The sequence below is a fragment of the Kribbella sp. NPDC004138 genome (genome assembly GCF_053603655.1).
The window spans coordinates 1-22,078 of sequence record NZ_JBSGFZ010000027.1 but is presented as its reverse complement, the minus strand read 5'-3'; the positions used below and the strand labels follow the sequence as shown (position 1 = coordinate 22,078).

Below are 22,078 nucleotides of genomic sequence, written 5' to 3'. Positions count from 1 at the left end.
GGCCGTCGGCGGGGTCCACAGGTGCGAGTAATTCGCATGCGGAGTGTCCGTGGCGACACCTAGCCTGAGTGGGCCATGAGACAACTTCCACTCGCCGATCCCGGCGTCCCGAACCATCGCTCGCCGGCCCGCTACCTGTGGTGGGTGGCGGGCGGTCAGGCGCGCACGCTCGCCGGCGGGATGGCGTTCGGCATCCTGTGGATGGCGGCGCAGGCGTTCATCCCGGCGATCCTCGGGCGGGCGATCGACGAGGGCATCGCGGCGCAGGACGGCGAGCGGCTGCTGCGCTGGACCGCGCTGCTGTTCGCGGTCGGCGTGGTGCAGGCGACGGCGGGCATCATGCGGCACCGGTTCGCGGTCACCAACTGGCTGACCGCGGCGTACCGGACGGTCCAGGTGGTGACGCGGAAGTCGGCGGACCTCGGCGCCACGCTGCCCAAGCAACTGGCCACCGGCGAGGTGGTCAGCATCGGCGCGGGCGACCTGTCCTACATCGGCAACCTGATGGAGATCTCGGCCCGGTTCGCGGGCGCGATCGTCGCGTTCGTCGTGGTCGCGGCGATCCTGCTGTCGTCGTCGACCGTGCTCGGCCTGGTGGTGCTGATCGGCGTGCCGATCATGCTGTTCTGCCTCGGCCCGATGCTGCGGCCGCTGCACAAGCGGCAGTCCGCGCAGCGCGAGGCGGTCGGCGAGCTGAACTCGCTCGGCTCCGACATCGTGGCGGGCCTGCGGGTGCTGCGCGGCATCGGCGGTGAAGAGTCCTTCTCCCGGCGGTACCGCAGCGAGTCGCAGCAGGTCCGCCAGGCAGGCGTGCGCGTGGCCGGCATCCAGTCCGTGCTGGACGCGGCGCAGGTGCTGCTGCCGGGCGTCTTCGTCGTTCTGGTGGTCGGCCTGGGTGCGCACTTCGCGCTGCGCGGAGAGCTCAGCGCGGGCTCACTGGTCGCGTTCTACGGCTATGCGACGTTCCTCGTGCTGCCGTTGCGGACGGCGACCGAGTTCGCCAACCAGCTGATGCGCGGGCTGGTCGCCGCGGGCCGGGTGATCCGCGTGCTGAAGCTCGAGACCGAGATCACCGAGCCGGAGACGTCGGTGCGGCTGCCGGAGCACGGCGACCTGGTCGATCCGGTCTCGGGCATCCGCGCCCGCGACGGTCTGCTGACCGCGGTCGTCAGCGCGGAGCCCGACAGCTACGGCGAGCTCGCCGACCGCCTAGGTCGGTATGGCGACGCCAGCGAGGTCAGGTACGGCGGGGTGACGCTGGCGAGCGCCACGCGTGCCGACATCCGTGAGCGGATCCTGGTCAGCGACACAGGCTCCCTACTGTTCACCGGACAGCTGCGCACGGAGCTGGACCCGTCCGGCCGGTGCACCGACGACGAGCTGATGGCCGCGATGCGTACGGCGTCTGCAGAGGACGTGCTGGTCGCGCTGCCGGACGGCTTCGACTCCGAGGTGGAGGAGAAGGGCCGCTCGTTCTCGGGCGGACAGCGTCAGCGGCTGGTGCTGGTGCGCGCCCTGCTCGCCGACCCGTCCGTGCTGGTCCTGGTCGAGCCGACCTCGGCCGTGGACGCGCACACCGAGGCACGGATCGCGGACCGGCTGCACGAGCACCGGTCCGGTCGCAGCACCGTGGTGCTGACCGCGAGCCCGCTGCTGCTGGACCGCGTCGACGAGGTGATCTTCGTCGCCGCCGGCCGAGTGGTTGCTACCGGCAAGCACCGTGAGCTGCTCGAGACCACCCCGCAGTACCGCCGGACCGTTACCCGTGAGACCGAGGCCGAAGCAGAGGAGGCCCTGCGATGAGACAGATCCTGCCCGTGGCCGGGTCGGCCGAGATCCGGCGGCATGCCCGGCGGCTGGCCCGCCGGCATCCGCGCGGCCTGCTGATCGCGCTCGGGTTGCACGGGTTGGCAGCGGTCACGGGTCTGGCCGCGCCGCGGCTGATCGGCGACCTGGTGGAGGACGTTCAGAACGGCACCACCGCCGCGAAGGTCAATCTGGTGATCGGCGTGATCGCCGGTTTCATCGTCGCGCAGTCGCTGCTCACCCGCTGGGCGCGGTACCGGTCGTTCGCGCTGGGCGAGCAGGTGCTGGCCGAGCTGCGGGAGGAGTTCGTCGACAACGCGCTGGCGCTCCCGATCGGCACCGTCGAGCGGGCCGGCACCGGCGACCTGTTGTCGCGGACCTCGCGGGACGTCGACACGCTGTCGCGCACCGTGCGCTTCGCCGTACCGGAGACGATCATCGCGTTCGTGACCGTGGTGTTCACCGTGGTCGCGACGGCGCTGGTCGGCGTCTGGGTGCTGGTGCCGCTGGTCGCGATGGTCCCGCTGCTCTGGCTGAGCACGAAGTGGTACCTGCGGCGCGCCAAGGACGGCTACCTCCGGGAGAACGCGGCGTACGCGCAGATGACCAGCTCGCTCGCCGAGACGGTCGAAGGCGCGCGCACCGTCGAGGCCCTCCGGCGGTACGACGACCGTGTGCGGCGTGGCGACGCGGACATCCGCGGCAGCTATCTGGCGGAGCGCTACACGCTGTTCCTGCGCACCGTGTACTTCCCGGCCGCCGAGCTCGGGTACCTCGTGCCGGTCGTCGGCACGCTGCTGTTCGGCGGCTGGATGCACCTCAACGGCCACGCGTCACTCGGTGCCGTGACGGCCGCCGTGCTGTACGTGAACCAGCTGATCGACCCGGTCGACCGGCTGCTGTCCTGGCTGGACGAGCTCCAGTCCGGCGGCGCGGCGTTCGCCCGGCTGCTCGGCATCAGCGACGTGCCGGACGACCGGACGCCGTCGGGGCAGGCACCGGCCGGTGAGCTGGTCGAGGCCCGCGACGTGCGGTTCTCGTACGTCGACGGTCGCGACGTGCTGCACGGCGTCGACCTGACGATCCAGCCGGGTGAGCGGATCGCCATGGTCGGACCCTCCGGCGCGGGCAAGTCGACGCTGGGCCGGCTGGTCGCGGGCATCCATCCGCCCCGGACCGGTTCGGTGACGGTCGGCGGCGTGGGGATGACCGAGCTGCCGCTGGACGCGCTGCGCAAGCAGGTCGCGCTGGTCACGCAGGAGCATCACGTCTTCGTCGGCACGCTGCGGGACAACCTGTCGATGGCGCGTCCCTCGGCGACCGACGCGGAGCTGCTCGACGCGCTCGGTGCAGTGGACGCGCGGGAGTGGGCCGAGGCGCTGCCGGACGGTCTCGACACCCGGGTCGGATCGGGTCAGCTGGCGTTGACCCCGGCGCAGGCGCAGCAGTTGGCGCTGGCGCGGCTGGTGCTGGCGGACCCGCACACCCTGGTCCTCGACGAGGCGACCTCGCTCATCGACCCGCGGGCCGCGCGGCACATGGAGCGCTCGCTGGCCGCCGTACTGGAAGGCCGGACGGTCATCGCGATCGCCCACCGCCTCTACACCGCGCACGACGCCGACCGCGTCGCCGTGGTGGAGGACGGCCGCATCTCGGAGCTGGGCAGCCACGACGAGCTGGTCGCCCGCCAGGGCTCGTACGCCGCCCTCTGGAACTCCTGGCACGGCTGAGACCTGAACGGGTGGGCTGGGACCTGAAATAGCAGGTCCCAGCCCACAATTGCTGGTCTCAGGTTCTAGCGTTTGCGCAGTATCAACACTGCTGAATCGACATGCGGCGGTGGGGTGAAAGCCTTGCGGGGAAGGCGAAGCCCGATCGACGGGTCGTAGTGGCGGAACCAGCGGTTCGCCCCGGGCGCGTCACCGCGAACCCACCGATTCGCCACCTGCCGCTGCAGCACCAGATCGGCCGACACCAGGCGGGAGCCCGGCGACAGCAAGCGCTTCAGCAACACCGTGGAGATGTTGTACGGCGGACTCGACACCACCCGGAACGGCCGCGACGGCAACCGCAGGTCACCGGCATCGGCCCGGACGACCGTCACCGGCGCGTCGGCGAACCGCCGGCGCAACCGATCGGCCCGGCCGGGATGGAGTTCGACGGCGACCACCCGGGCGCCGGCCCGGACCAGCGGCGCGGTCAGCGCACCGAGGCCGGCCCCGACGTCGAGGACGAGCTCGCCGGGAACGATCCCGGCCGCGTCCACGACCCGTTGGGCCCAACGACTATCGAGCGGATGCCATCCCCAGGCACCCCGCGCCTGCCCGGAGGCGGGCACGACGGACCATCACGAAGTACGTAATCATGCGACCGACCCTAGACCGCCGCAACGCCATGACTCAAAGCATTTTCGGCGTCGCGCCCAGTGCCGTGACGGTGTCCGTCGTCCGCCGCTGCGCCAGCTCGAGACGGCTGCGCCGGGCGGTGTCCTTCGCGAGCTCCCGGCGTACGTCGAGGACCCGGACCGGCAGGTCGTCCGTCATCAGCAGCGGCGCATACTCGGCCTCGGTCGTCCAGCGGTCGCCGCTGCGGGTGAACGTGAAGCGGGCCAGCAGACCTTCGGCCTTGGTGCTGCCGGGTTCGCGATGCGCGGCGACCAGATTGCCGAGCCCGTACGCGACCCACTTGCCGTCGATCTCCTCCATCGGCTGCACGACGTGCGCGTGGTGGCCGATCACCAGATCGATGTTGCTGTCGGCAAGCAGCTGCGGGGCGATCTCGCGCTGCTGGTCATTGAGCTTGCTGGAGTACTCCGTACCCCAGTGGCAGCTGACCAGCACGAGGTCGGCGCCGCGGTCCCGGGCTTCTTGCGCCTTCAGCTTGATCGTCTTCGCGCTGATCGTGCCGGCCCGCCAGGTCTGGCCGTTCGGGTACGGCAGGCCGTTGAAACCGAAGGTGAAACTCAGTGAAGCGACCTTCACGCCGTGGACGTCGACGATCGTGATCTGCTCGGCCTCTGCCCGCGAGCGTGCCGTGCCGGCGTGCTTGAGGCCGACCCTGTCCAACGTGTCGAGCGTCCGGTCGACACCGTCCGCGCCCCCGTCGAAGCTGTGGTTGCTCGCGGTCGTGCACAGGTCGTACCCGGTCTGCTTGAGCGCCGTGGCGATCTGCGGCGGGCCCTGGAAGAGCGGGTACCCGTGGTACGGACCGCCCGCGCGGGCGAGCGGTGTCTCCAGGTGCGCGATGGCGAGATCCGCCTTCTGCACCAGGGGTTTCACGCTGCTCATCAACGGCGCGAAGTCCCAGCGGCCGTCCTTGCCGTCACGTTTCGCGGTGGTCCACAGCCGCTCGTGCAGCAGGACGTCGCCGGTCGCGACCACGGTCAGCCGCTCCGGCTGCTTGCCCGGCTTCGGCTTCTCTGCCGGCGTGGGTCCACCGGTGGGCGTGCTCGCGAAGGTGTCCGCGATACAGCCGCTCGTCGCCACCGCCGCGGCGCCGGCGAGTACTCCCCCGAGCACCGCGCGTCGTCGTACCGCCATCCCCCGCCCCCCGAACTCTGCTGTTGTTGTCTACGACGCTGTGCGGGGCGGATTGGTTGAGAGCGCGTTGTGGTAGGACTGCCGGTATAACTATCCCGGAGGAACCATGGTCGAGTTGAAGACACCGGCGCAGATCGAGCAGATGCGCGTCGCCGGGCGGGTCGTCGGCACCGCGCTCGCGACGGTGAAGAAGGAGGCCGCGGTCGGGGTGTCCTTGCGCGAGCTCGACGAGGTGGCGCGCGACGTACTGCGGGCCGCCGGCGCGGTGTCGCTGTTCGACGGGTACCAGCCCGGTTTCGCGGCGTCGCCGTTCAGCGGCGTGATCTGTACGTCGGTGAACGACGCCGTCCTGCACGGGCTGCCGTCCGACCTGCGGCTCGCCGACGGCGACCTGCTGAACGTGGACTGCGGCGCCTCGGTCGACGGGTGGTGCGCGGACTCGGCGATCAGCTTCTGCGTCGGCACCCCGCGCCCCGAGGACCTGGAGCTGATCGCGACGACCGAGGAGGCGCTGGCGGCCGGAATCGCCGCCGCCGTCGCGGGCCACCGGATCGGCGACATCGGCGCCGCGATCGGGTGGGTCGGGAAGGACGCCGGCGTCGGCACGAACCTTGACTTCGGCGGCCACGGCGTCGGCCGGCGCATGCACGAGGACCCGCACATCCCCAACGGCGGGCGTCCCGGCCGCGGCCTCAAACTCCACGCCGGCCACGTCTTCGCGATCGAGCCCTGGTTCTGGGCGGGCCCCGGGTCCGCCTACACCATCGACGACGACGGCTGGACCCTCCGCTCCAGCGACGGCACCCGGGGCGCGCACGCCGAGCACACCGTGGCCATCACCCCCGAAGGCCCTCAGATCCTCACCCTCCCGTAGCCGGCTCCGCGGTCAGAACAGGCGTTGCTGCGAGGGCGCGCCGGCGGCTCGGGTGGCGTGCATGCCTCGGATCGGTTCGGAACGGTGCGACGACGGGCCGGCGAAGCCGTGTTTGGCGAGCAGGGGGCGGACCTTCTCCTCGAAGGCTTTGCGGTAGCTCGGTGAGGCGTAGGAGCCGTGGCCGTACAGGGATTCGTAGCGGCTGACCAGGTTGGGGTGGTCGTGCGCCAGCCATTGCATGAACCAGTCCTTGACGCCGGGGCGTAGGTGCAGGACGAGCGGGGTGACGCCGGTGGCGCCGGCGGCGGACAGCTCCTCCAGGAGATGGTCCAGTTGGTCGGTCGAGTCGGTCAGCCAGGGAAGGACGGGCGCGACCATGACGCCGCACGGGAGGCCGGCGGCGCGCAGGGCGCGGATGAGGTCGAGGCGGCCGCGGACCGACGGCACGCCGGGCTCCAGACGCCGGCGCAGCTCCTCGTCGCCGAGCGCGAGCGAGATGCCGATACCGACGGAGACGTCGGCCGAGGCCGCCGACAGGAGACCGAGATCGCGGCGGAGCAGCGTGCCCTTCGTGAGGATCGAGAACGGCGTGCCGGAGGACGCGAGCGCGTCGATGATGCCGGGCATCAGGCGGTAGCGGCCCTCGGCGCGCTGGTACGGGTCCGTGTTGGTGCCCAGGGCAACCCGCTCGTGCCGCCAGGCCGGGCGGGCGAGCTCGCGGCGCAGGATGTCGGCCACGTTCGTCTTCACGACGATCTGCTGGTCGAAGTCGCGGCCGGTGTCGAGCTCGAGGTACGTGTGCGTCGGCCGGGCGAAGCAGTACCGGCAGGCGTGGGTGCACCCGCGGTACGGATTGACGGTCCAGTTGAACGGCAGCGCCGATCCGGGCACTGAGTTCAGCGCCGAGCGGGCGAGCACCTCATGGAACGTGACTCCCTGGAACTCGGGCGTCGTCACCGACCGGACCAGCCCGGCGATCGACCCGAGCCCGGGCAACGTCCCCGGAGCCTCGGCGTCGATCTGCTGTCCCGCCCACCTCATGCCTCATAGTCGAACACATGTTCGCATGGACGTCAAACAGCGGCCCGCGCGGCCTCCTCGACGTTTGCGCGGTAGGCCTCCCACCACGCGGCGTCCTGCTCGGGGAGGTTCGAGTTGTCCGAGCGCAGGCCGGCGGCGCCGTCCACCTGTTCGCGGATGATGTCGGCGTGGCCCGCGTGCCGGCAGGTTTCGGCGAGGACGTGGACGAGCATCCCGTGCAGCGTGACCGAGGACTTGCGCCACCACGGGACCTGCCCGACCGCCGACAGGTCGAGCGCTTCGATCGTCGCGTCGGCGTGCGCACACGCGCGCCGGTAGCGGTCGACGATCCCGGCGCGCGTCTCGTCGGCCGTGGCCCACATCTCGACGTTCGGCTCGGCGTCGTCGTCCCACCAGGTCAGCTCTTCGGGGAACGGCCGGTCGAAGCTCTTGCCGAAGTACCAGGCCTCGACGATCGTCAGGTGCTTGACCAGGCCGAGGAGGTTCGTGCCGGTCGGCGTCAGCGGCCGGCGGATGTCGTACTCGCCCAGACCGTCGAGCTTCCAGACGATCGCCTCGCGGGCGTTACGGAGGTAGTCATGCAGAGTTTCCTTCACGCCCGCGATCATGCCGGAAGGCGCCGACGTTCGAGAACGCCCACTCGCGGTACGTCGTCCCCGGCCGCCCGGTCAGCTCGGCCACGGCCGGCTCCGGCTTCATCGGGTGCTCGGCCATCATCCGGAATCCGTCCAGCAGCCACTGCGCCGTCTCGAGCCCGATCACCGGCGCCAGGCCGTCCAGGTACTCCTGCGGCGTGAGCTCCTCGAACCGCACCTCCCGCCCGATCGCCTCCGCGATGGCGGCGACCTGCTCCGGCGGCGTGAGCCCCTCAGGCCCGCTCATCGTGATCTTCTGCCCGTCGTACGCCGAGGACAGCAGCACCACCCGCGCCACCGCCGCGATGTCGGCGAGGTCGATCGGCGTCTGCACGGCGCCGGCGTACGGCGCGCGCACGACGGAATCGGCCTTGATCGACGGAGCCCAGTCGAGCGTGTTGTTCATGAACTGCCCGGGCCGCAGGAACGTCCAGTCGAAGCCGGCCGCCTCGATCGCCCGCTCGATCCGGTAGTAGTGCCACGTCGACGGATCGCCCTGCGCCTCGTAGTCCGCGGGCTCCCCCGACAGTACGACGACCCGCCGCACGCCGGCGTCGCGCGCGCAGCGGACGAAGTCGTCGACGTACGCCGGAAGCGGCGCCAGGTACACGGTGTCGATGCCTGCGAGCGCCGCGGGCAGCGTCTCGGGCTTGCCGAGATACCCGCGCGCGACCTCCACCTCCGGCGGCAGCGCGGCCCGGGCCGGCTGGTTGGTCAACGCCCGCACCGGCGCATCGGCCGCGACCAGTTCGTCGACCAGCAGGCGCCCCACACTCGCGGTCGCACCCGTCACCAGGATGGTCATCCGGATCTCCCCTCACTCGAATTCTCGTAGGGTATACGAGAATTGATCGGAGCGCCTATCGTTGGGCCGTGAGCGAGCGGCGGAGTGGCGAGGGGCGGCCGGACAAGACGCTGGCGTTGCTGTGGCGCAACCACCGCCAGCCGGCCGCCGGTGAATTCGCCGACGGAGCGGCGCGCAAGCGGGGCGCCGGCCGGCGGCCGTCGCTCAACGTGGACGACGTCGTGCGCGCAGGCATCCAGCTCGCGGACGACCAGGGCCTGGCGGCTGCGTCGATGGGCGGGCTGGCGAAGGAGCTCGGCGTCGGCACGATGACGCTCTATACGTACGTGCCGTCGAAGGACGAGCTGCTCGACCTGATGGTCGACCAGGTGCTCGGCGAACGCGAGCTCCCGGGCCCGGGTGCGGCGCGACCGGAGGACTGGCGGGAGCAGGTCGAGATCTACTCCGAGCAGACCCGTGCGATGTTCCAGCGGCACCTGTGGCTGTCACAGGTGTCGACGATCCGCCCGCCGGTCGGCCCGGGCATGCTGGCCGGCCGCGAGTACCTGCTGTCCGCGTTACTCGGCCTCGGGCTCGGCGCACTCGAGACCAACACGGCCGCGCTCGCCCTCACGACGTACGTCGACTCCGCGGCGAGTCTCGAGGCGGAGAGCCGGCTCGTCGAGCGCGCGACCGGCCAGACGAACGACGCCTGGTGGTACGAGCGGAACGACCTGTGGGAGACGTACTTCGACGTCGACCGGCATCCCGCGATGACCGCGATCTGGCACGCGGACGGCTACCAGTCGTCCACCCGGCAGGCCGCCGCCGACTCGTACCGGTACGGCCTGGACCGCCTCCTCGACGGCATCCAGTCCATGAAACCCCAATAGATCAAGGGCTCCGGCTCAGCCGCGGACTCCGGTGAGGACGTCCGCGCCGACCGGGTTCAGCATGTGCCGCACGGAGCTGCCGATACGGCGCGTCGTCACCAAGCCGGTGTCGTGCAGGACGCGCGCGTGCTCACTGGCCGAGGCCAGCGAGATGCCGGCACGGGCCGCGAGTTCGCTGGTCGAGCAGGCACCACTCGAGATGCTCCGCAGGACGCGCGCCCTGGTCTTCCCGAGCAGATCGGCGACGGCGCCGTCACGGTCCACCCGGCGCGTCACCACCGGAAAGGCCTCGTGCCGGACCGGGTACACCAGTACCGGCGGCAGCGCGGGATCGAGCAGCATCATCGGGTACTTCCAGCAGAAGAACGACGGCACCAGCCGCAGTCCGCGGCCGTTCAGGTGCAGGTCGCGGTCGATGTGCGGCAGGTCGACCGACAGCACCGGCGCGTCCCAGTGCAGCGTCGGGTGCAGCTGCGGGATCAGCGACTCGAGCCCGCCGTTCGCGACCGTGTCGTTGTGCTTGGCAACGGCCGGCTCGATCGCGGTCGTGATCATCGGCATCTGCGGCGCGATCTTGGTCCGGTGGAACGACTTCAGGCCCTGCACGAGCCCGTGCATCACGGCGGTCTCGCCGGCCGCGAGCCGCCGGGTCCAGGCGGGCAGCCGGACGGTGTCCGACAACCGGCCCAGCTCGGACCGCAGCTGACCGGGCGGGGTGGCGGCGACAGCCGCCAGTCCCGCCTCGAGTCCCTCGCCCGCGGCACGCGGTGTCAGGAAGTCCGGCGAATACCCCACTGGTGGGGTCACCGCGAGCAACTCCTGCTCCAGGGCGCTCAGCCGGGCTCTCGCCCGCTCGCGCCAGCTGCCGAACGTCTCCGGCTCGTCATCGGTCTGCAGGACGTGGAGACCCAGCAGGACCTCCCACAACGGATCGGGCTGCTGCGCGATCGTCGTCCTCGCCAGATCCGCACACTCGAAATGAACGCGGAACACCACGGTCTCCTCCCCCGAGGAATATCACCCGCCGTGGTCAACGGGCGACACTACGACACTAACAGTCGTGCGGGTCACCCGCTGTGACTGCGGTCGCGCTCACTCCCACTCGATGGTGCCCGGGGGCTTGCTGGTGACGTCGAGGGTGACGCGGTTGACCTCGTCGACCTCGTTGGTGATCCGGGTCGAGATCCGCTCGATCACGTCGTACGGCAGGCGGGCCCAGTCGGCGGTCATCGCGTCCTCGCTGGTGACCGGGCGCAGGACGACCGGGTGACCGTACGTCCGGCCGTCGCCCTGGACGCCGACCGACCGGACGTCGGCCAGCAGGACCACCGGGAACTGCCAGATGTCGCGGTCCAGCCCGGCCGCGGTGAGCTCGGTGCGGGCGATCAGGTCCGCGGCGCGGAGGATGTCCAGCCGCTCGCGGGTCACCTCGCCGATGATCCGGATGCTCAGGCCGGGCCCCGGGAACGGATGCCGGTAGACCATCGTCTCCGGCAGGCCGAGCGCCAGGCCGAGCTCGCGGACCTCGTCCTTGAACAGCGTCCGCAGCGGCTCGATCAGGCTGAACTGCAGGTCGTCCGGCAGGCCGCCGACGTTGTGGTGCGACTTGATGTTCGCCGCGCCCGCGCCGCCGCCGGACTCGACCACGTCCGGGTACAGCGTGCCCTGGACGAGGAACTCGATGTGCCGCTCGGCGTCCACCTTGCGCGCGGTCGCCTCGAAGGTCCGGATGAACTCCCGGCCGACGATCTTCCGCTTCTGCTCCGGGTCGGTCACCCCGGCCAGCGCGGTCAGGAACTGCTCCTCGGCGTCGACCGCCTCCAGCCGGATCCCGGTCGCGGCGACGAAGTCCTTCTCGATCTGCTCCGACTCCCCGGCCCGCTGCAGGCCGTGGTCGACGTACACACACGTCAGCTGGTCGCCGATCGCCCGGTGCACCAGGGCCGCCGCGACCGCGGAGTCGACACCGCCGGACAGCGCGCACAGCACCTGCTTGTCGCCGACCTGCTGCCGGATCAGCTCGACCTGCTCCTCGACGACATTGGTCGTCGTCCAGTCGCCCTTGCAGCCGGCGATCTCGTACAGGAAGTGCTCGAGCACGGCCTGCCCCGCCTGCGAGTGCAGGACCTCCGGGTGCCACTGGACACCGGCGAGCCGCCGGTCCAGGTCCTCGAACGCGGCCACCGGCGCGCCCTCGGAGGCGGCGAGCACCGCGAAGCCGGCGGGCGGCGCGTGCACCGCGTCACCGTGCGACATCCACACGTTCAGGTCCTCGGGGATGCCGGCCAGCAGCGTGCCGGCCGCGCTCACCGTGACCGGCGTCCGGCCGAACTCGCGCAGCCCGGTCCGCCGGACGTCGCCGCCGAGCGTCTGCGCCATCGCCTGGAACCCGTAGCAGATCCCGAACGCCGGGACGCCGGCCTCGAACAGCCCGGAATCGACCCGCGGCGCGCCCTCGGCGTACACCGACTGCGGGCCGCCGGACAGGATGATCGCCTTCGGCTGCTTGGCCAGCATCTCCTCGACCGGCATCGAGTGCGGCACGATCTCGGAGTACACCTTCGCCTCGCGCACCCGGCGGGCGATCAGCTGTGCATACTGCGCGCCGAAGTCGACGACCAGGACCAACTCGTGCTGCGGGATTTCGTGGGCCACGCGCAAAGCCTATCGGTGCAGGTCAGCAGGGCTGTAATCCGCCGAACGCCGGGACACCGGCAGCGGGTCGTTGGTGACGTCCAGGCCCGGGAACCGGCGCCGCATCGCGGCCTCATGACGGGCGGCCGCGGCCGGTTCGCCGATGTAGTCCGCGATCTGGTGCGGTCCGAACCAGAGCCGCACCCGGCGGCGCGATGGGAAGCTCACGAGAAGTGACGCTAGGCCCGCGAGTTGTCCTCGGTGTTACCGCGCGTTACAACCCGGAGACGCTTCGGCGCCCGGAACGAGAGCAGGTCGATCAGCGGCGGCTCCTCCACCGGCCGGACGCCGGCCAGCAGCTCGCCGGCGCTCTCCAGTGCGACCCGCGTCTCCATCCGCGCCAGGCCCGCGCCCAGGCAGCGGTGGATCCCGACTCCGAACGCGAGATCCGCCGGGCCGCCGTGGCCGCTCAGCCCGAGCAGCACCGGCGCTCCCGCCGGCAGCTCCACGTCTCCGAGGGTCGTCGGCTCAGCGGTGATCCGCCGCCAGGTCGGGACCGAGGACGCATCCCGCAGTACACGCTCGACCAGCTCCGCCGGCTCGGCAGCGCGATCGGCCTCTCCCAGCACACGGTGGAAAGCGGCGGAGATGAGTTGGGTGGTGGTCTCCTGACCGGCGATCAGCAGGAAGTAGCCGACCGCACAGACCTCCTCGTCGGTCAGCCCCAGCCCGACCAGCGCACCGAACAGATCGTCAGCCGGCGCCCGCCGCGCGGCTGTCGTCCGCGAGCGCAGCCAGGCATAGAACTCGGCCGCGCTGTGAGCCAGCTCCAGCTGCCGGTCCTCGTCGGGCCATCCCCAGAACAGTTCCAGCGAGTCCAGGCTCCACGCCTTCAACGCTGGTACGTCGACATCCGTCAGGCCGAGCAACCGCAGTACGACGAGGGCGGGCGGCTCGGCGGCGATCGCCTGGACCAGATCCACCTCACGCCCGCTCGCGAGCTCCGCAGCTGCCGCCGCGACCCGCACGGCGTTGAGCTCCCGGGTGAACGGCTCGGCCGCCGCCACCCGCGCCGGGCTGAAGAACCGGGCGACGGCGGCGCGGATCGGCCGGTGCGACTCCCCCGCGTTGTTCGCCAGCGTCGGCGGCAGCGCGAACCCCACTCCGGACAGCACCCGCAATGCCTTCACCGCCAGCGGAGTGTGCGCGAGGACGGCGTTGTCCGGGCGGAACGTCCGCGGATCGAGCAGCACGTCGTGCGCCAGCGCCGGATCGTCGACGACCCAGTACCCGAGCTGCTCGTCGTACCGCGCCGGGCAGCCGGTCACTCGAACCATCCCGGCGCGGCGGCGACGAACTCCTCCTGGCTCAGTGATCCCGCCCCGGCGGGGATCCGCCCGAGCACCGGGACCCCGGTCGTCGCCGGCAGGTCCTCCAGGTTGCACTCCTCGGCCAGATCCGGCTGCTCCGGCAACGACCCGATCACCAGCCCGTCGATCGGCAGGCCCCGGGACCGCAACGCCTCGACGGTCAGGCCGGCATGGTTCAGCGTGCCCAGACCCGCCCTCGCCACCACCACGAATCCGAACGGCGACGTCAGGTGCCGGGCGAGATCCGCAAGGTTGTTGCCTTCGGCATCCAAACCGACGAGGATGCCGCCCGCGCCCTCCACCAGCACGGTGTCGTTCGTCCGGGCCAGCTCGTCGATCGCCCGCGCGTGCGCCACCACCGGTGGCAGCCTGACGCCCTCCCGCCGGGCCGCGGTCGTCGGCGCCAACGGATCCCGCAACCGGACGCCCTCGTGCAGCTTGGTCAGCCCACTCAGCCGGTGCACGTCGTCGAGGTCCCCCGGCTCGTCCGGCCCGACGCCGGTCTGCGCGGGCTTGACGACGGCAACCGAACCGGTCGCGCGGACAGCGAGGGCCGCGGTGGTGATGGTCTTCCCGACGCCGGTATCGGTGCCGGTGACAAGCAGGATCCGGGTCACCCGCCCGAGTCTAGGCGCGGCGCCCGGCGGCCCGGCTAGGAGACCCTGGAGCGCCGTGGACGCCTGTCACGCATGGTGGCGGGATCGCTACGTCCTGCGGAGGCACGAGGGCCGTCGATCAAGACCATGGCGAGGCAGGAGTCATCGCCGCATTGGTGGTGCCCGCCTGGTATACCTCAGCCGACGCCGGTCTCAGGACGCTTCGGCGATTGCGGCGGTGATCACCGTGCAGGCTCTGTCCAGGTCGGCGGTGGTCAGGCCGGCGTGGGCGGTGAGGCGGAGGCGGGAGATGCCGTCGGGGACGGATGGGGGGCGGAAGCTGCCGACTCGTACCCCGGCGGCCAGGCAGGCCTCCGCCGCCTGAACGGTTTCGCGGGGGCCCGGCATGGGGACGGAGACGACCGCGCCTCGGGGCTGCGGGACCGCGCAGGCGGTGGCCAGTTGGGCTGCGGCTACGTGGACTGCGTCGGGGCGGTCAGGCTCGGCTTGCAAGATCTGGAGGGCTGCCAGGGCGGCGGCGCAGGCGGCCGGGTTGAGGCCGGTGTCGTAGATGAACGGGCGGGCCCGGTTGACGAGGTGCTCGCGGAGTAGGGACGGCCCGAGAACCACTCCGCCCTGCGAGGCCAGGGACTTGGACAGCGTCATCGTGACGACGACATGCTCGAGACCGGCGAGGCCGGCCGCGTGGACGGATCCGTGACCGTTGCCGGTGACACCCAAACCGTGGGCCTCGTCGACCAGGAGTACGGCGTTGTGGGACTCGGTGATCGCGGCGAGTTCGGACAGCGGCGCCTCGTCGCTGAGGACGCTGAAAACCGACTCGGTCATCACCACCGCGTGCGGTTCGTTGCGCTCGGCAAGTACTTTCTCGACGGCGTCCACGTCGTTGTGCGGGACGATCTCGACGCGGGAGCGGGCCAGGCGGCAGGCGTCGACGAGGGAGGCGTGGACGTGCTCGTCGGAGACCAGGAGCGTGCCCGGGCCGCCGAGCGCGGTGACCACGCCGAGGTTGGCCAGATACCCGGACGAGAACACGAGCGCCGACTCCTGCCCGGCGTACGCCGCCAGCGCGGACTCGAGCTGCTCGTGGAGTTCCGTCGTACCGGTGACGAGGCGGGACGCCGTCGCGCCCGTGCCCCACGTCCGTACGGCGTCCGCGGCGGCCGCCACCACCCGCGGATCGCGAGCCAGGCCGAGGTAGTCGTTGCCTGCGAGGTCGATCAGGTCGGCGTCCGCGGCGCGGGCGTGCAGCCGCCGGGTCAGGCCGCGGGCATCCAGCGCGGCTGCCTTCGGGGCGAGCCAGTCCTCCAGCATCAGCCGGCCTCCTCGACCGCACCCGTGATCGCCGCGCCGATGGCGGCGATGTCGTCGTCGGTGCAGACGTACGGCGGCATCGTGTAGACGAGATCGCGGAACGGGCGCACCCACACGCCCCGCCGCAACGCCGCCTCGGTCATCCGCGGCAGATCCACCGGCCCGCCGAGCTGCACCACGCCGACAGCCCCGAGCACCCGCACGTCCTTCACGGCAGGCAGCTCCCGCGCCGGGGCCAGCCCCGCCGACAAACCGGCCGAGATCCGGTCCACTCGTGCGGCCCAGTCCTGGGACAGCAGCAAGTCGATCGAGGCCAGGGCGACCGCGCAGGCGAGCGGGTTGGCCATGAACGTCGGACCGTGCATCAACGCACCGCCTGGCCCGTTCGACACCGTGTGCGCGACGTCGGTCGTACACAGCATCGCCGCCAGCGTCAGATACCCGCCGGTCAGTGCCTTGCCGACGCACAGGATGTCGGGGTCGACGCCCGCGTGCTCGGACGCGAACATCGTGCCGGTGCGGCCGAACCCGGTGGCGATCTCGTCGAAGATCAGCAGGAAACCGTGGCGGTCGGCGATCTCGCGGAGAACGCGCAGGCAGGCCGGGCTGTACGGGTACATGCCGCCGGCGCCCTGCAGAACCGGCTCGACGACGATGCCCGCGACCTCACCGGAATGCTGCTCGGCCAGCGCTGCCAGCGCGTCGGCCCAGGACCGCAGCTCCGGGTCGTCGTCCGGGCGGTCGAAGCCGGCGGGTGGTTGCGGGCCGAAGACCTGCTCCTTGAGGGCGCCGGTGAACAGCGAGTGCATACCGTTGACCGGGTCGCAGACGCTCATCGGCGCGAACGTGTCGCCGTGGTACCCGCCGCGCACCGTCAGCATCCGGGTCCGGCCGTGGTTGCCGCGCGCAACCTGGTACTGCAGGGCGAGCTTGATCGCCACCTCGACCGAGACCGATCCCGAGTCGCAGAAGAACACGTGCCGCAGCGGCTCCGGCGTGATCTCGATCAGCCGGTCCGCCAGCCGGATCGCCGGTTCGTGGGTCAGCCCACCGAACATGACATGGCTGAACTCGTCGACCTGGCGCTTCAGCGCCGCGTCCAGCACCGGGTTCCGGTAGCCGTGGATCATGCACCACCACGACGCCATCGCGTCGATCGCCTCGACGGTCCCGCCCAGGCCGTCGTCCAGCTGCAACCGCACGCCGGATGCGCCCCGCACCATCCGCACCGGCGACGGCTCGGTCAGCGAGGAGTACGGATGCCAGAGCACCTCCGCGTCCCGCTGTCGCCACGCATTGACCGACTGTGACACCGTCCTCCTCCGTCCTGAGGATTCCCAACGGTAATCGCTTCTCCCGCACGCGCGACCCGCAGGTGGGCCCGATGTGATCAGTACCTCGCTCGCCGCTAGAACGCGGTCCCCGCCTTGGCGATGTGCAAGGTGACAGCCACGGGGTCGAGGCGGGGCTTCGCCAGCGTCATCAAGGCCCTGGCGCCGTCGACGGACTCGTCGCGGATCCATTGGACCGGGGCGGACAGGCCGAAGCGTTCGACGGAGCTGGTGGCGTCGAGGAAGTCGCGGGATTCGGTGACCGACCAGATGCGTTCGCGCTCCCAGGTGATCGCGTCGGCGGCGCGGGGTGGTTGCTGCCAGTCGGGGTCGCGCTCGTTGCCGTAGATCAGCTGGCCGTCGGGTCGCAGTACGCCGACGCGGTCCGCCCAGTCGCCCTCGTCGATCAGCTCGGCCGCGCGCAGTACACCGGCGTACCCGGCGTCGTGGCGGGCCTGCGTGACGAGGCGGCCGAAGCCGAAGTCCTCCAGGGCGCGGATGTGGCGCTGCAGTACGCCGAGGCGGCTGACGGCCTCGTGGACGGCGAGGAGGGCGACCTCGACCTGGTAGCCGGCCGCCTTGAACGCGCGGGCCGATGCCGCGAACGCCTCCGGGTCGGCCAGTTCGGTCTCGACGACGACGTCGTACCGCTGCTCGGCGACCAGTTCCTCGGCGCGAGCCAGCCAGCGGCGGCCGTCGGTCTCGACGTACCGATCGGCGGTGGAGGGCTCGTCGCTGATGGGTTCGGACAGCCGCGGGTGGTACGCCTCGAGGGCGAAGCTGCTCAGCACGACCGGCCGGCCGCGACGCGCCAGCACGGCCTTCACGAGCGCGGTGATCGAGGCCTTGCCGTCACCGGGCTGACCGGCGACGAAGACCACCAGCGGATCGTCCTGCGGGATGCCGGTGAGCCGGTCGGGGACGATCCGCTCGCGGAAGACGCGCTCGCTGTCCGCGTCACTCAGCACGAACTCGCGCGGCCGGAAGCCGCTCGGCGAGAAGCCGTTCGGTACGAACCGGTCCTGCTCAGTCACCTCGGCCATCCTGCCCGCCCGGCTCCTCCTCGGCCTCGTCGTCCTGCTCGTCGGCGCCCTCACCGTCGTCTTCGTCCTCGTCGTCGACGCTGAGCAGGTTGTCGGCGTCGACGCGAACCCGGCTGACGGCGCGGGTGTCGAGCGGGTCGAGCTGCTCGCCGCGGGCCGCCCAGGCGGCCTGCTCGGCGCGCAACGCCGCGATCAGGTCCTGATCGGGTTCGTCGGCGGCCTCGGCCTCGGCGATCCGCCGGGCGCAGGCCCCGATCGCCTGCCGGACCGCTTCGAGCGCGATCTCGTAGCCGAAGATCTGCGCGGTCGTCCACCTCGCCTTACCCAGCGCCGGAAGCACAGTCAGGTCGGCGAGATTACCCACAGATAAACGATATCCGACGCCTCGGGTCAGCCCGACGGCGGCCGCCGGGACTCAGACGCCGTTCTGGTTCTCCGCCTTCTTCGTCCGCTTCCGGAAGTCGCCGGTGACCCGGCCCTGCGGGTCCCGGACCAGTCCGTCGTCACCGAGACCGCCGACCTGCGTGGCCCGCCTCGCCTGACCGCCCGACACGGTGCCGCCGTTCGCCACCACTCGCCGCGTCTCGGCCCGCTTCTGTCCCCACTTGCCCATTGCGATCACATCCCCACGATCGATGGAATGCGGCGACTCTACGAGCGTGCAGGAGCAAACGGGCGCTCGAATCAGCCCGCGGTCAGCACGCCGTGGACGGAGCAGCGCGCCGACCAGCCCATCGGGTGGACCTGGACGACCATCCGGCGGCGGCAGGTCCCGCAGTACCTGGGAGGTTCCAGGGCCAGCGCCTGGCGGCAGTCCTCGTGACTGCCGTCGGCGAGTTCGCGGCCGCAGCGGCCGCAGTACGTCTCGGTCACAGCGTCTTCTGGAGTTCCTTCACCGGCATCTTCAGCTCGGCGAGCAGGTCCAGGTCGGCGGTGGCCGGACGCCCGAGGGTGGTCAGGTAGTTCCCGACGATGACCGCGTTGATGCCGCCGAGCAGGCCCTCGCGGGTGCCGAGGTCGCCGAGGGTCAGCTCCCGGCCGCCGGCGTACCGCAGGACCGTCCGCGGCATCGCCAGCCGGAACGCGGCGATGGTGCGCAGCGCGTCCTTGCCGTCCATCACGTCCAGGTCGCCGAACGGCGTCCCCGGCCGCGGGTTGAGGAAGTTCAGCGGCACCTCGTGCGGGTCGAGCTCGGCGAGCTGGGCCGCGAGTTCGGCGCGCTGCTCCAGCGACTCGCCCATGCCGACCAGACCGCCGCAGCACAGCTCCATGCCGGAGTCGCGCACCATCAGGCAGGTCTCCCAGCGCTCCTCGAACGAGTGCGTGGTGACGACGTCGCCGAAGTACGAGCGGGCCGACTCGAGGTTGTGGTTGTAGCGGTGCACGCCCCACGACTTCAGCTCGTCGACCTGGGCCTGGGTCAGCATCCCGAGCGAGCAGGCGATGTTGATGTCGACCTCGGCGTTGATCGCCTCGATACCGGCCTTCACCTGCGACATCAGCCGCTCGTCCGGCCCCCGGACCGCGGCCACGATGCAGAACTCGGTGGCGCCGGTCTTCGCGGTCTCCTTGGCGGCCTCGACGAGCTCGGGGATGTTCAGCCAGACCGCCCGCACCGGCGAGGTGAACTGGCCGGACTGCGAGCAGAAGTGGCAGTCCTCGGGGCAGCCGCCGGTCTTCAGCGAGATGATCCCCTCGACCTCGACCTCCTCGCCGCACCACTTCACCCGGACGTCGTGGGCGAGCGCGAGCAGCTCGGGCAGCCGGTCGTCAGGGGTCCGGAGAACCTCGACCAGTTGCTCCTGGCTCAGCCCGACGCCCTGCTCCAGAACCTGCCCACGTGCCACGTCCAGGATGTCGCTCATCATTCTCCTGCCTCAACTCAACGGTCCGGGCTCACAGTAGGTCAGAGGGGTACGCCGGGGCTGCGGCGGGCGTCACGTGGAACAGATGCCCCCGGAGTGCCTCATCGCCACTCTCCGCACTCTCCCGGAAAAGTTTCTGGATTTTTCTGGGAAACTCGTAACCCCCTGTAGAAGGGCTCGTTGATGTGTACGAAGGCGGTTACCGCAAGGAAGACCGCCACCTGATTACCAAGAGCGACAAGGCCGATCATTACGATCAGCACGCAGAGTGGTCACAAGCCCTGAAGCTCGCGGAAATCGGATGTAAGGTAGTGACCAAGAGCTCGGGTCGCCAGCTGTGGTTGGTGACCCGATCCCAAAGCGCCGGGCGCCTCACCCCGGCTTGAGTGGGTCCCTCGGGAAACGATTTGGGCGGAAACGTTCCCGAGGGACCTGCTCCCTTTTCCGGACCTTTTCACAAAGCCTCAGCAACCTACTGCTGAGGCTTTTTCATTTGCTTTCTTTTCGCACCGCTTTGTTACGGCTCCGTCACAGCCTGCTTCGGGAAGATCGGCAACCGCAGCGCCCCCGGAGCCTCGGCCGGTACGACGGGGTGCGCCGGCTTCACCGGTTGCACGCGTTCGTACGCCGATCCGGCCGCCGGACGCGGATCCGCCTCGCCCTTGTTCGGCCAGAACGACAGGGCCCGCTCGGCCTGGGCAGTGATCGTCAGGGACGGGTTGACGCCGAGGTTCGCGGAGATCGTCGAGCCGTCGACGATGTGCAGGCCGTCGTACCCGTAGACGCGGTGGTACGGATCCACGACGCCCGACGCCGGTGAGTCGCCGATCGCGCAGCCGCCGATGAAGTGCGCCGTCATCGGCACGTTGAACGGCTCGCCGATCGTGCCGCCCGGCGTACCGTTCATCAGCCGCGCCATCCGCCGGACCACCTGGTTCGCGACCGGGATCCAGGACGGGTTCGGCGCGCCGTGGCCCTGCTTCGACGTCAGCCGCCAGCGGCCCAGCCGGTCCCGCTTGCCGAACGTCGTGATCGAGTTGTCCGCGGTCTGCATCACCAGCGCGATCACGGTCCGCTCGGACCAGTGCTTCAGGTCGTACAGCCAGCGGATGTTCTTCCGCTGCACGCCGAGCTCGCGCAACCAGGTCCGCCAGCGCGGCTTGTCCCCGTCGCCGTCGGTCAGCACAGTCTGCAGCAGCGACATCGCGTTGCTGCCCTTCCCGTACCGCACGGGCTCGATGTGGGTGATCTCGTCGGGGTGGAACGACGACGTGATCGCGACGCCATAGCTGTAGTCGACGTCGCGGTCGCGGGAGATCGCGCCGAGCAGCGACTCCGAGTTCGTCCGGGTGAGGACGCCGAGCCGGTCCGACAGCCGGGGCAGCTTGCCCTCGTCGCGGAGCCGGTGCAGCAGCTTCGCGGTCCCGAGGGCCGAGGCCGCGAACACGACCTGCTGCGCGGTGAACCGGCGGGTGGCCTTCTTGTTCGACGTCCGCCGGGTGTCGATCGCGTACCCGCCGCCGGTTTCTTCAGGGAGCGGCTCGACCGACGTGACCGTGGTCAGCGAGTACACCTCCGCGCCGGCCTTCTCCGCGAGGTACAGGTAGTTCTTGGTCAGCGTGTTCTTCGCGTTGTGCCGGCAGCCCGTCATGCACTCGCCGCAGTTGATGCAGCCGGTACGGCGGGGGCCCGCGCCGCCGAAGTACGGGTCGTCGACCTCCACGCCGGGCTCACCGAAGAAGACACCGACCGGTGTCGGGCGGAACGTCTCGCCGACACCCATCTCCTCGGCAACCTGCTTCATCACCTTGTCGGCCGGCGTGAACCCCGGGTACGTCGTCACGCCCAGCATCCGCTTCGCCTGGTCGTAGTACGGCGCCAGCTCGGACCGCCAGTCGGTGATGTGCGCCCACTGCCGGTCGGTGTAGAACGCGGGCAGGGGCTCGTACAGCGTGTTCGCGTAATTGAGGCTCCCGCCGCCGACCCCGGCGCCGGACAGGATGATCACGTCGCGCAAAGCGCTGATCCGCTGGATCCCGTACATCCCGAGCTTCGGAGCGAACAGGAACCGCTTGCCGTCCCACGAGTTCTTCGCGAAGGCGGCGTCCTCGAACCGCGCCCCGGCCTCCAGGACGGCAACCCGGTAGCCCTTCTCGGTCAGCCGCAGCGCCGACACCGACCCACCGAAGCCGGACCCGATGATCACGACGTCGTAGTCGTGGCTGGTCATGGGGCCTCCCGGTCTGGACTGAGGAGCGGAGGGAGCGAAGCGACCGGTGCGCCCAGGGAAGACCCGGAGTCACCCCCCCAAGACCCCCCCCGCGGGAGCGAG

The 22,078-nt window shown here is 70.8% G+C and carries 22 protein-coding genes; 4 read left to right on the top strand and 18 right to left on the bottom strand.

Going from position 1 to position 22,078, the window contains the following annotated elements; genetic code table 11:
- Nucleotides 1-75: 75 nt before the first annotated feature.
- Together ACWEOO_RS32615 and ACWEOO_RS32610 are read left to right on the top strand one after the other, a co-directional pair.
- The gene (locus tag ACWEOO_RS32615; RefSeq protein ID WP_452146306.1) at nucleotides 76-1,803 is read left to right on the top strand and encodes an ABC transporter ATP-binding protein; all 1,728 of its coding nucleotides are present in this window, start codon (nucleotides 76-78) and stop codon (nucleotides 1,801-1,803) included.
- Nucleotides 1,800-3,536: an ABC transporter ATP-binding protein gene (locus tag ACWEOO_RS32610; protein WP_452146305.1), complete on the top strand. Its 1,737-nt coding sequence runs from the start codon at nucleotides 1,800-1,802 to the stop codon at nucleotides 3,534-3,536. The genes ACWEOO_RS32615 and ACWEOO_RS32610 overlap by 4 nt, the downstream gene beginning before the upstream one ends.
- 65 nt (nucleotides 3,537-3,601) lie before the next feature.
- Here ACWEOO_RS32610 and ACWEOO_RS32605 read toward each other — a convergent pair whose 3' ends face one another.
- Together ACWEOO_RS32605 and ACWEOO_RS32600 are read right to left on the bottom strand one after the other, a co-directional pair.
- Nucleotides 3,602-4,144, bottom strand: coding sequence for an rRNA adenine N-6-methyltransferase family protein (locus tag ACWEOO_RS32605; protein ID WP_363713294.1), 543 nt, complete (start codon nucleotides 4,142-4,144; stop codon nucleotides 3,602-3,604).
- 61 nt (nucleotides 4,145-4,205) lie between these two features.
- The gene (locus tag ACWEOO_RS32600; RefSeq protein ID WP_452146304.1) at nucleotides 4,206-5,345 is read right to left on the bottom strand and encodes a CapA family protein; all 1,140 of its coding nucleotides are present in this window, start codon (nucleotides 5,343-5,345) and stop codon (nucleotides 4,206-4,208) included.
- 106 nt (nucleotides 5,346-5,451) lie between these two features.
- Here ACWEOO_RS32600 and map point away from each other — a divergent pair, with 106 nt between their 5' ends.
- The gene (map, locus tag ACWEOO_RS32595) at nucleotides 5,452-6,219 is read left to right on the top strand and encodes a type I methionyl aminopeptidase (RefSeq protein ID WP_452146303.1); all 768 of its coding nucleotides are present in this window, start codon (nucleotides 5,452-5,454) and stop codon (nucleotides 6,217-6,219) included.
- 12 nt (nucleotides 6,220-6,231) lie between these two features.
- Here the strand turns inward: map and ACWEOO_RS32590 are convergent, their stop codons facing one another.
- From ACWEOO_RS32590 to ACWEOO_RS32580, 3 genes are read right to left on the bottom strand one after another with little or no spacing between them, the layout of a single operon-like run.
- On the bottom strand, nucleotides 6,232-7,260 hold the full coding sequence (locus ACWEOO_RS32590; RefSeq protein ID WP_452146302.1) for an Rv2578c family radical SAM protein: 1,029 nt from the start codon (nucleotides 7,258-7,260) through the stop codon (nucleotides 6,232-6,234).
- 32 nt (nucleotides 7,261-7,292) lie between these two features.
- Entirely contained in the window at nucleotides 7,293-7,856 is a 564-nt protein-coding gene (locus tag ACWEOO_RS32585) for a DinB family protein (protein ID WP_452146301.1), read from the bottom strand.
- A complete protein-coding gene (locus ACWEOO_RS32580; protein ID WP_452146300.1) occupies nucleotides 7,837-8,700 on the bottom strand; it encodes an NmrA family NAD(P)-binding protein in 864 nt (287 codons plus the stop codon). The genes ACWEOO_RS32585 and ACWEOO_RS32580 overlap by 20 nt, the downstream gene beginning before the upstream one ends.
- Before the next feature lie 68 nt (nucleotides 8,701-8,768).
- Here ACWEOO_RS32580 and ACWEOO_RS32575 point away from each other — a divergent pair, with 68 nt between their 5' ends.
- Nucleotides 8,769-9,572 carry a TetR/AcrR family transcriptional regulator gene (locus ACWEOO_RS32575; protein ID WP_452146299.1) on the top strand — a complete coding sequence of 268 codons (804 nt, stop codon included), beginning with the start codon at nucleotides 8,769-8,771 and terminating at the stop codon, nucleotides 9,570-9,572.
- A 15-nt stretch (nucleotides 9,573-9,587) separates the two neighbouring features.
- Here ACWEOO_RS32575 and ACWEOO_RS32570 read toward each other — a convergent pair whose 3' ends face one another.
- The 13 genes from ACWEOO_RS32570 to ACWEOO_RS32510 form a co-directional block, all read right to left on the bottom strand.
- Entirely contained in the window at nucleotides 9,588-10,565 is a 978-nt protein-coding gene (locus ACWEOO_RS32570; RefSeq protein WP_452146298.1) for an ArsR/SmtB family transcription factor, read from the bottom strand.
- 99 nt (nucleotides 10,566-10,664) lie between these two features.
- Nucleotides 10,665-12,227 carry a glutamine-hydrolyzing GMP synthase gene (gene guaA, locus ACWEOO_RS32565; RefSeq protein ID WP_452146297.1) on the bottom strand — a complete coding sequence of 521 codons (1,563 nt, stop codon included), beginning with the start codon at nucleotides 12,225-12,227 and terminating at the stop codon, nucleotides 10,665-10,667.
- Nucleotides 12,228-12,236: 9 nt separating this feature from the next.
- A complete protein-coding gene (locus tag ACWEOO_RS32560) occupies nucleotides 12,237-12,434 on the bottom strand; it encodes a hypothetical protein (protein WP_452146296.1) in 198 nt (65 codons plus the stop codon).
- Nucleotides 12,435-12,445: 11 nt separating this feature from the next.
- Nucleotides 12,446-13,534: a hypothetical protein gene (locus ACWEOO_RS32555; RefSeq protein WP_452146295.1), complete on the bottom strand. Its 1,089-nt coding sequence runs from the start codon at nucleotides 13,532-13,534 to the stop codon at nucleotides 12,446-12,448.
- A complete protein-coding gene (gene bioD / locus ACWEOO_RS32550; protein ID WP_452146294.1) occupies nucleotides 13,531-14,193 on the bottom strand; it encodes a dethiobiotin synthase in 663 nt (220 codons plus the stop codon). Before bioD ends, ACWEOO_RS32555 begins: the two co-directional genes overlap by 4 nt.
- Before the next feature lie 192 nt (nucleotides 14,194-14,385).
- Nucleotides 14,386-15,507 carry an 8-amino-7-oxononanoate synthase gene (locus tag ACWEOO_RS32545; RefSeq protein ID WP_452146293.1) on the bottom strand — a complete coding sequence of 374 codons (1,122 nt, stop codon included), beginning with the start codon at nucleotides 15,505-15,507 and terminating at the stop codon, nucleotides 14,386-14,388.
- Complete coding sequence (gene bioA, locus ACWEOO_RS32540) at nucleotides 15,507-16,778, bottom strand: adenosylmethionine--8-amino-7-oxononanoate transaminase (RefSeq protein WP_452146399.1); 1,272 nt, start codon at nucleotides 16,776-16,778, stop codon at nucleotides 15,507-15,509. The genes ACWEOO_RS32545 and bioA overlap by 1 nt, the downstream gene beginning before the upstream one ends.
- 137 nt (nucleotides 16,779-16,915) lie before the next feature.
- Nucleotides 16,916-17,872: a zeta toxin family protein gene (locus ACWEOO_RS32535; protein ID WP_452146292.1), complete on the bottom strand. Its 957-nt coding sequence runs from the start codon at nucleotides 17,870-17,872 to the stop codon at nucleotides 16,916-16,918.
- On the bottom strand, nucleotides 17,865-18,245 hold the full coding sequence (locus tag ACWEOO_RS32530; protein WP_452146291.1) for a hypothetical protein: 381 nt from the start codon (nucleotides 18,243-18,245) through the stop codon (nucleotides 17,865-17,867). Before ACWEOO_RS32530 ends, ACWEOO_RS32535 begins: the two co-directional genes overlap by 8 nt.
- Nucleotides 18,246-18,296: 51 nt before the next feature.
- Entirely contained in the window at nucleotides 18,297-18,494 is a 198-nt protein-coding gene (locus ACWEOO_RS32525; RefSeq protein WP_452146290.1) for a hypothetical protein, read from the bottom strand.
- A gap of 71 nt (nucleotides 18,495-18,565) precedes the next feature.
- Nucleotides 18,566-18,754: a biotin synthase auxiliary protein BsaP gene (bsaP, locus tag ACWEOO_RS32520; RefSeq protein ID WP_359927565.1), complete on the bottom strand. Its 189-nt coding sequence runs from the start codon at nucleotides 18,752-18,754 to the stop codon at nucleotides 18,566-18,568.
- A complete protein-coding gene (bioB, locus tag ACWEOO_RS32515) occupies nucleotides 18,751-19,746 on the bottom strand; it encodes a biotin synthase BioB (RefSeq protein ID WP_452146289.1) in 996 nt (331 codons plus the stop codon). Before bioB ends, bsaP begins: the two co-directional genes overlap by 4 nt.
- Nucleotides 19,747-20,263: 517 nt before the next feature.
- The gene (locus ACWEOO_RS32510; RefSeq protein ID WP_452146288.1) at nucleotides 20,264-21,976 is read right to left on the bottom strand and encodes a GMC oxidoreductase; all 1,713 of its coding nucleotides are present in this window, start codon (nucleotides 21,974-21,976) and stop codon (nucleotides 20,264-20,266) included.
- Nucleotides 21,977-22,078 lie beyond the last annotated feature (102 nt).

What these genes read in the sequence shown, in the direction of transcription:
- ACWEOO_RS32615 (WP_452146306.1), top strand. Translation starts at nt 76, where the DNA reads ATGAGACAACTTCCACTCGCCGATCCCGGCGTCCCGAACCATCGCTCG.
- ACWEOO_RS32610 (WP_452146305.1), top strand. Translation starts at nt 1,800, where the DNA reads ATGAGACAGATCCTGCCCGTGGCCGGGTCGGCCGAGATCCGGCGGCAT.
- ACWEOO_RS32600 (WP_452146304.1), bottom strand. Translation starts at nt 5,345, where the DNA reads ATGGCGGTACGACGACGCGCGGTGCTCGGGGGAGTACTCGCCGGCGCC.
- map (WP_452146303.1), top strand. Translation starts at nt 5,452, where the DNA reads ATGGTCGAGTTGAAGACACCGGCGCAGATCGAGCAGATGCGCGTCGCC.
- ACWEOO_RS32590 (WP_452146302.1), bottom strand. Translation starts at nt 7,260, where the DNA reads ATGAGGTGGGCGGGACAGCAGATCGACGCCGAGGCTCCGGGGACGTTG.
- ACWEOO_RS32580 (WP_452146300.1), bottom strand. Translation starts at nt 8,700, where the DNA reads ATGACCATCCTGGTGACGGGTGCGACCGCGAGTGTGGGGCGCCTGCTG.
- ACWEOO_RS32545 (WP_452146293.1), bottom strand. Translation starts at nt 15,507, where the DNA reads ATGCTGGAGGACTGGCTCGCCCCGAAGGCAGCCGCGCTGGATGCCCGC.
- ACWEOO_RS32525 (WP_452146290.1), bottom strand. Translation starts at nt 18,494, where the DNA reads ATGGGCAAGTGGGGACAGAAGCGGGCCGAGACGCGGCGAGTGGTGGCG.
- bioB (WP_452146289.1), bottom strand. Translation starts at nt 19,746, where the DNA reads ATGAGCGACATCCTGGACGTGGCACGTGGGCAGGTTCTGGAGCAGGGC.
- ACWEOO_RS32510 (WP_452146288.1), bottom strand. Translation starts at nt 21,976, where the DNA reads ATGACCAGCCACGACTACGACGTCGTGATCATCGGGTCCGGCTTCGGT.